Consider the following 529-nt stretch of genomic DNA (forward strand, 5'->3'; position numbering starts at 1 on the left):
CGTACCCGACCTCGCCGACCGCGACCACGCCGTCCTTGGCCAGGTAGCGCGGCAGCACGTCGAGGACGCCGGCGCAGCGCGGATCGTTGGCCTCCTTGGGGTTCAACGCCATCGCGCAGTAGTGGCGGATGCCGAACTGCGCCGCGCGGAACCTCTCCCAGCCGATCAGCGAGTCGAAGTAGTCGGTGAACGACCCGACGTTCGTGCGCGGTTGACCCAACCAGAACGCGGGCTCGACCACCGCCCGCACACCGGCCGCGTACATCTCCTCGTAGTCGTCAGTGGTGCGGGACGTCATGTGGATGTGCGGGTCGAAGATGCGCATCAGGGTTCGCTCCTCAGCAAGTCGAGCGCGTCATCGGGCACGGCACGCCCCGCGGCACGGCGTTCGTCGGCGAACGCGCCGACCATTCGTCGCAACTCCTCGTCGACGCGCCGGTCGAGCCCCGCCACGACGGTCAGCGGGACACCCGTGAACAGGCACTTGAGCACGCCGTGCCGCCAGGCGTGGGCGTCGAGGTGTTCGGCG

The 529-nt window shown here is 69.4% G+C and carries 1 protein-coding gene and 1 pseudogene; both read right to left on the reverse strand.

Translation table 11 applies throughout. The annotated features are described in order from the left end of the window. A pseudogene (locus ACFQ3T_RS37020) lies at positions 1–325 on the reverse strand (TatD family hydrolase); the annotation flags it as partial. Beyond that, the coding region (locus ACFQ3T_RS37025; protein WP_380730871.1) for an EboA domain-containing protein at positions 325–529 on the reverse strand (205 nt) is incomplete at its 5' end. The gene ACFQ3T_RS37025 and the pseudogene ACFQ3T_RS37020, both read right to left, overlap by 1 nt.

It is taken from the genome of Saccharothrix hoggarensis (assembly GCF_042678885.1).
In the GTDB taxonomy this organism is placed as follows: domain Bacteria; phylum Actinomycetota; class Actinomycetes; order Mycobacteriales; family Pseudonocardiaceae; genus Actinosynnema; species Actinosynnema hoggarensis.